This is a genomic window from Bartonella sp. AP21QHHD, from assembly GCF_042196205.1.
GTDB lineage: Bacteria > Pseudomonadota > Alphaproteobacteria > Rhizobiales > Rhizobiaceae > Bartonella.
In genome coordinates, this window is sequence record NZ_JBHIPT010000062.1 from 1 (window position 1) to 6,724 (window position 6,724).

The 6,724-nt window shown below is 46.1% G+C and carries 7 protein-coding genes; all 7 read left to right on the forward strand.

The genetic code is table 11. The features are described 5' to 3' along the window. Positions 1 to 22 precede the first annotated feature (22 nt). Entirely contained in the window at positions 23 to 616 is a 594-nt protein-coding gene (locus ACFIMC_RS04610; RefSeq protein ID WP_375681058.1) for a baseplate assembly protein, read from the forward strand. Between the two features lie 12 nt (positions 617 to 628). Continuing rightward, positions 629 to 829 (forward strand): hypothetical protein, encoded by a 201-nt coding sequence (locus ACFIMC_RS04615; RefSeq protein WP_375681057.1) that lies wholly within the window; start codon positions 629 to 631, stop codon positions 827 to 829. A gap of 3 nt (positions 830 to 832) precedes the next feature. Beyond that, positions 833 to 1,213, forward strand: coding sequence for a GPW/gp25 family protein (locus ACFIMC_RS04620; protein ID WP_375633729.1), 381 nt, complete (start codon positions 833 to 835; stop codon positions 1,211 to 1,213). Next, positions 1,206 to 2,057: a baseplate J/gp47 family protein gene (locus ACFIMC_RS04625; RefSeq protein ID WP_375681056.1), complete on the forward strand. Its 852-nt coding sequence runs from the start codon at positions 1,206 to 1,208 to the stop codon at positions 2,055 to 2,057. Before ACFIMC_RS04620 ends, ACFIMC_RS04625 begins: the two co-directional genes overlap by 8 nt. Then, a complete protein-coding gene (locus ACFIMC_RS04630; RefSeq protein ID WP_375681055.1) occupies positions 2,057 to 3,175 on the forward strand; it encodes a phage tail protein in 1,119 nt (372 codons plus the stop codon). Before ACFIMC_RS04625 ends, ACFIMC_RS04630 begins: the two co-directional genes overlap by 1 nt. 1 nt (position 3,176) lies before the next feature. Further along, positions 3,177 to 6,320: a DUF4815 domain-containing protein gene (locus ACFIMC_RS04635; protein ID WP_375681054.1), complete on the forward strand. Its 3,144-nt coding sequence runs from the start codon at positions 3,177 to 3,179 to the stop codon at positions 6,318 to 6,320. 14 nt (positions 6,321 to 6,334) lie between these two features. Then, positions 6,335 to 6,724: Bgr_08870 family protein (locus ACFIMC_RS04640; protein WP_375681053.1), on the forward strand; the 390-nt coding region annotated here is incomplete at its 3' end.

Below are 6,724 nucleotides of genomic sequence, written 5' to 3' on the forward strand. Positions count from 1 at the left end.
CATGGGACAATGAGGTGGGGGCATGAATGATGCACATCTCTTAAGTGATACCTTTCGACAAATCATGAAGCGTCTTGATGCCCTTGAACGCTGTCTTGCCAACCAACACATGATTGGGCGGGTTGTGCAAGTTGATGGCCATAGGGTGCGGGTGAAACTTTGCGAACAGGGTTCCAATGGACAAGCGGTTTTATCGCCTTGGTTGCAAGCGCAAGAAGCTTCTGGCGCTCTTTCAAGCAATATGCCCCTCCATGTTGGTGACCCGGTGCGGTTGTTAAACCCCCATGGCGAAATTGGTTCTGCTTCTCTGGTGGTGCGCGATAGCTATAGTGAGGATGCGCCTAATCCCGCACGCTCTTTCCAAGAACTTGCTCTGTGTTATGCGGGTGGCGCTTTGCGTATCACGAAGAATGAGCTCATTCTCTCCCATGGGGAAAACCAAATTCATTTGAGTGAAAAAGGTTTGGTGCTTTCTCATCAATCAACCCGTGTTGAATTAACGGGCAGTGTGCATATTCAAGCAGAAGATTTACAGCATAATCAAAAATCTGTTGGCGCAAGCCACAAACACGGTGGGGTCAAAATGGGTCCCTCCACAACCTCTTCCCCTCTTTAAAGGAGTTTTATCATGCGTGAGAACACTTATGTTATTTTAACCAATGCCGATTTTGTTGCAGGCAAGCGTTCACCGGGCAAGGGTGAGGAAATTTGTTTAAGTGAGGAAGCGGCTAAATATCCGTTGCTGCTTGGTCAGATCGCTGAAAAACCAGTCCCTGTTGTTGCTGCGGCCCCAACGGTCTCTACCACAAAGACAAGCAAAGGGGCATAAGCCATGCGGTGCGGGATGAGCGAAAAGGATGGCTCTCTTTTATATGGCTTTGCGCATTGTCAACAGTCACTTCGTAAATGTCTGACGACAAGAATTGGGACACGGGTTTTGCGTCGTCATTATGGATGTGATGTTGGAGCATTCCAAGATGCCAATGCTGATCCTGCGACGATGATGCAGCTTTATCAAGCAATTGTTGAAGCACTCGATGATCCAGAGTGTGGAGAGCCTGGGTTCTCGTTGCAGAGGATTGATCTGACAAAAGCAACGCGTGAAGGCACATTCCATTTTGTTTTAACGGGTGTTTTTTATCCCAATGGGCATTTGGGGGATTGGTCACACAAAGAGCCAATGAGCATCAATTTAGAGGTTGGTGATGACTGAGTTTGAACCTTTTCCTCTCCCACAAATTATTGAAGAGCTTTCTGTTGAAGCAATTTTAGAGCAAAAGATCACGCGTTTGACTGAGCTTTTTGCAGCGCATCATATTCCTTATAATGTGGAAAAGACGGCTTATGATCCCGTGGTCATTCAATTGCAAGCGGCGGCTTATGAAGAGTTTCTATTGCGCCAGCGAATTAATGAAGTGGCGCGGGATAATTTACTCACATTTGCGCGTGGAACAAGTTTAGATCATTTGGGGGATTTTCATGGGGTCACGCGCCTTTTGGATGAAGATGATGAGCGGTTTCGCCGCCGCATTCGCTTGAATAGACAAGGACATTCCACAGGGGGCACAGCGCCACGTTATCAATATTTTGCCCTCTCAAGCGATATCCATGTCAAAGATGCTTTTGTTTATCGTGAGGGTAAAAGCCCGATTATTCATGTGGCTCTTTTTAGTGATAGCCCATCAGGGGTGGCAGATGAAGCTTTAATTGCCAAGGTGCAAGCCGCCCTTGATGCCCCCCATGTTAAAATGACCAATGACCACATCCTTGTGAAAAGCGCGGTACAGCGGATGATCAATGTTTCTGCTGATTTTTGGTTGTTACCGGATGAAGGCTCCTTTGTTTTGGAAAGAGCGGAGCAGAATTTAAGAGCAGAATGGGCGCGTGCATGGAGGCTTGGGCGTGATTTGTCTTTAAGTTGGATACTCAGTCGCTTGATGGTTGAGGGCGTTCACCATGTGAACATAACGCAACCTTGTGAGGATATTTTGGTCGCACCGGATGAAGCCGTCGCACTAGGGGATATTGTCTTGTCTGAACGGGGGCGTGCTTATTGATGCTTTCCTCACTTTTGCCCCCAAATTCGAGCTTGTTTGAACGTTGTTTTGCAGAAGCAATGGCTCTTGACCCTCACGTTAAAATGGCACTCGAAGAAATACCCCGCGCGAAATTTATCACGCGTCCGCCTTCTTGGTTGCCCTTTTTAATAGACGAATATGGCTTACAAGAATTAACCCCTTATTTCTCTAACCTCTATGATTTAATTGATCAGGGTCTTGCATGGCAAAATATTCGCGGCTCCCTTGCGGCAATAGAGATAGGGCTTGAATGGCTAGGGATTTCGGCACGCTTTCAACCCGCCTGGACGGGGCGAGCATGGTGGAATTCCTTTCAACTTGATTTTGATCAGTTGCCTGAACGCAAAAGCCTTGAAGCCATTGAAGCGATTACCGACCTTTCCAAAAGTTTGCGCTCTGATTTTCGCCGTGGGACCTATGGTTATGATGTGCAAGCCTTGGAAGGCAATATGTCACGCCTTGATGACAGCATGTTGGAGTATGAAAGCGGTGTTCACTTAACAGCTGGGGACACTTTGTTTTCCTTTGGGCGCACAACAGAGATCAATCACACGCTCACAAGAGAAGAAGGCAGGCTTATTGGTAATTGGATAGATGACTTTGACGAGGAGTTAAGCTGGAACCAAATTGATTATCCTTGGGATTTGGCAAATTTTCCGTGGTGTTCGGTCAAAAAACATGAACGCGATATGCTTATGGCAGAATGGTTTCATGGTCGCACGCTTTATCTCGTGTTAAAAGACAGCCAAAATAGCGTGATTGGGTATCGCAGATGCTATGCTGTAGCGCCTGTCGAACAGGCTTTGGATGGTGTTTATAGCCATTCAGGCAATCACTATCAGCCCTCCTCGATGGGCACGGCGCTTCTTGTTGCAGCCCGCACAGATTTTGAAGATGTTGAGGACAAACAAGCCGCTTCTGTTTCCCTTCTCGTTCATGGCATTCCCAAACAAGATATCCCCCTTGATATCCCCCTGGGCAAGCTTTGGCTTGGAGCTCATGAACTGCGTGGTGGTGTAGAGATACTCAAAACACCTATCAATATTCCTTTGCGTGCCGATGTTCGCGAACAATTCAAGATTTTATTGAGGTTTTAATATGAAGCATGAAAGTGGTTTACCCTTTGCAATTGACAGATCTCGCGGCAAAGAGGAACAACAAAGCGTGGTGTTTTATGGCACGCGTCCCTTTATTCAAAGTGGTGAACTCAATGAGGTTCAAACCATTATAAGGGGGCGGCATGACCGTTTGGGGCGCCTTGTTGCAAAAGAAGGAGACCGCATTGAACGGGCTGATGCTTTTGTCAACAAAGACACAAGGACCGTCACTTTAACGGATGGCAAGATTTATATTGCCGGTGATATTTTTTCCGTTGCACCAGCTGTACTCAACAATGTTGCCATGATTGGGCGCTTGGAAATTGGTGTGAAGCTGCAAAAAAAATGGATAACACACGAAGATGATCCAGAGCTCTTGGGGCAAGTCCCTGGCACCTTAGCAGAAGGAGAGCCCGGAGCGGCACGCGAAACAGCAAAGCTTGTTTGGGCACTAAAAGAGGATGCGCAGAATGGCACTTTCTTTCCGGTTTATATTTTACAAGATGGTGTTCTGATTGATCAAAAATCGCCCTCACTGCTTGAACCCGCCATGCAAGCCATTGCGACGTACGACCGCGCCCATGGACATTATATCGTGAGTGGCTGCCGTGTGAGCGCATTGGGAGCCAATAACGGTTGCCAAGTCTTTAGTATTCAAGAAGGAGAAGCCAATATCAATGGCTTTAAACGCAAGCGCCTTGCCGCCTTGCGCCATGAAGAACTCGAGGACTTTTCGACAAGCGTTGTTCCAAGCGAAACGCATATTTTTGCGCCCCCAAAAGGGAAAAACAGTTTCACCTTTAAACCCTATTATTTTCCTATTGCCGATATTCAATCTCTTTTGTTGACAAAAGAAAAGACCGTTAACGTCACCCGCGGTGCCGTTGCTGCTGGGCGTGATGGGGTGCCGGATAAAAGCATCACCTCTTTTATCAAAATTGTTCAAGGAACTAAGGAATTTAAAGAAGGAACGGATTTTAAAAAAACCGGAGACACCATTGATTGGGCACCGGTGGGAGACGAACCTTTAGCAGGGAGCAGCTATAAGGTGACTTATCGCTATCGCGCAAAAATCACGGCTGATAAAGTAACAGCGCAGGAAATCACTGTCTCAGGGGGTGCGGAGGGTGGTGATATTATCGTCAGTTATACTTACAAATTACCCCGCATTGACCGTATTGGTCTCAACACGGGGGGCAATGTGGTTTACATCAAAGGTATCTCAGTAGACCAACCCATGGCACCCAGTGTCCCTGATGATGTGTTGTCCCTTGCAACCATTACCAACAATTGGCTTGAAACGCCGGTTGTGGTCAATGATGGCACCCGTGTTGCCCCCTATGATGAGATGTGGCGCTATTTTCAACGGGTGCTTTCGCTTGACCGTCTCATGCAATTAGAGCGTATTAAAAGCAATGTTGACTCTAAAGAACCCGTTGCCAAAAAGGGCATGTTTGCAGACCCTTTTCTTGATGATAGTTACAGAGATGAAGGCTTTCAACAAACAGGTGCTGTAGGCAACGGCATTTTACAGCTTGCCATTGACCCAACATTCTATACTGCTCCTTTAAAAGCGCCTGTCACGCTTGACTGGACAAATGAAGTGATTATTGCGCAAGAGTTGACAACGGCTTGCGAAAAAATCAATCCTTATCAAAATTTTGCAACCTTACCTGGTACAGTAACCCTTGAACCCGCGACAGACTTTTGGCATGAACAGCGTACCGATTGGCTCTCAAGCGTGACCAATCAACTGAACATGGGATGGAACCGTGGGAGAAGCGTTCGTAAAACAGAAATCAGTGATGACTTGGTCAATGCACATCAAGAACAAACCGACTTTTTAAGACAAATTACTCTTCACTTTAAAATTGAAGGCTTTGGCAGTAGCGAAATCTTGGAAAGTCTTACCTTTGATGGTGTGAATGTTTTACCAAAGAGTCTCCTTATTGCCGATAGCAAGGGCACCCTTGAGGGCGCTTTCACGATTCCACAAAATATTACGGCTGGCACAAAAAATGTTGTGGCACGGGGAAAAGGTGGAACCATTGCAACGGGTCTTTTTACAGGTCAAGGCGTGATTGATGTGAAAGTGATGCGGCGCACCACAACAGTAAAGATATGGACGCAATTTGACCCACAAGCGCAAGTCTTTACCCCCGATGAAACACGGCAAATCACCGGTATTGACTTTCATCTTTGCAAAATCGGTAATGAGAACCATGATTTGGTGATTGATTTGGTCACTACAGAAAACGGTTATCCGACCGCCGATATTCAAGCACAAAGCTTTTATTCTATGAAGGGTGCAAAGCTAGGGTGGGCAGAGGCACGCTATGATGTCCCTTTGTTAGTCCCTAATGACCGTCTCACTGCTTTTGTCATTAAAACCGATGATGCTGATCATTCTGTCTCACTAGCAAAGCTTGGGGATTTTGATGCAGAACACCAGAGATACGTCTCGAGTCACCCTTACGTGACCGGTCCACGCTTTTCTTCTGTTAACGCACAAAGTTGGACAGCCCATCAAGATGAAGCCTTAGCCTTTCGAGTGCTGGCGGCACGCTACACACAAACAGAAAAAACCATTGATCTTGGCACTTTTGATCTTGTGGACTGCTCTGATTTACAAATACGCGCAGCCATTGAATTGCCTTCAAGCGATTGTTCTGTCATCTTTGAAATTGAAAGAAACAATGGCACAATTTATCAACTCCTGCCCTTTCAATTGCTCAGTCTTACTGAATATATCAGTGAAAAGATAAAGCTTCGCGCTATTCTCAAAGGAACAGAGAAGCTCTCACCCGTCTTGTTTGCGCCTGTTCAATTGATTGCGGGAAAGATCCATAAGGAAGCTACCTATGTCACGCGTGCTTTTGCCTTTGGTGAAAAAGCAAGATTGACCAGCTATATCAAAACCTTTTTACCAGGTGGTGCAACCTTTACACTCGAGATGCAACTGGATGATGGTGCTTTCACCCCTTTGAAATTAGAGGAAACAGAACAACTCGCTGAACCGCTTTGGACAGAACGAAAATTTACCAGCAGTGATAAAGGCGCCAAACAAGCGCGCTTGAAACTCACGCTTACCGGTGGACCGGCGGCACGGTCAATGGTGCGTGATTTTGGCGCTGGCATATTATAATGGGAAAATGAGAGATGACAAAAACCAAAAAACTCGACATGGAATTGCCTAAAGAAGGACGCTTTATCAGTTCTGAATTCCCAATCTTGCGGGAAAACTTGACCAAAATTGATCAAGCTCTTTTGGCTGTTGAGGAAAAGGTAAACGAAAAAGCACCTTCAAAACACACGCATACAATAAGTGATATCGCAGATCTTGAAGCAGCCCTTAAGGGCAAGATGGCAGCGGATAAAACCTTCTCATTTGCTGATTTAAGCGATATCGAGGGGGCAAAAGATGCTGCAAATAATTATGTTCTCTATAAATCAAGCAACAATAACTTCACCTTTGGCAGTGCTGTCTCACTGTTAGGCGCGCATCAACATAAAACCGAAGATATCGTGGGGCTTGATGATTTTAGAGCC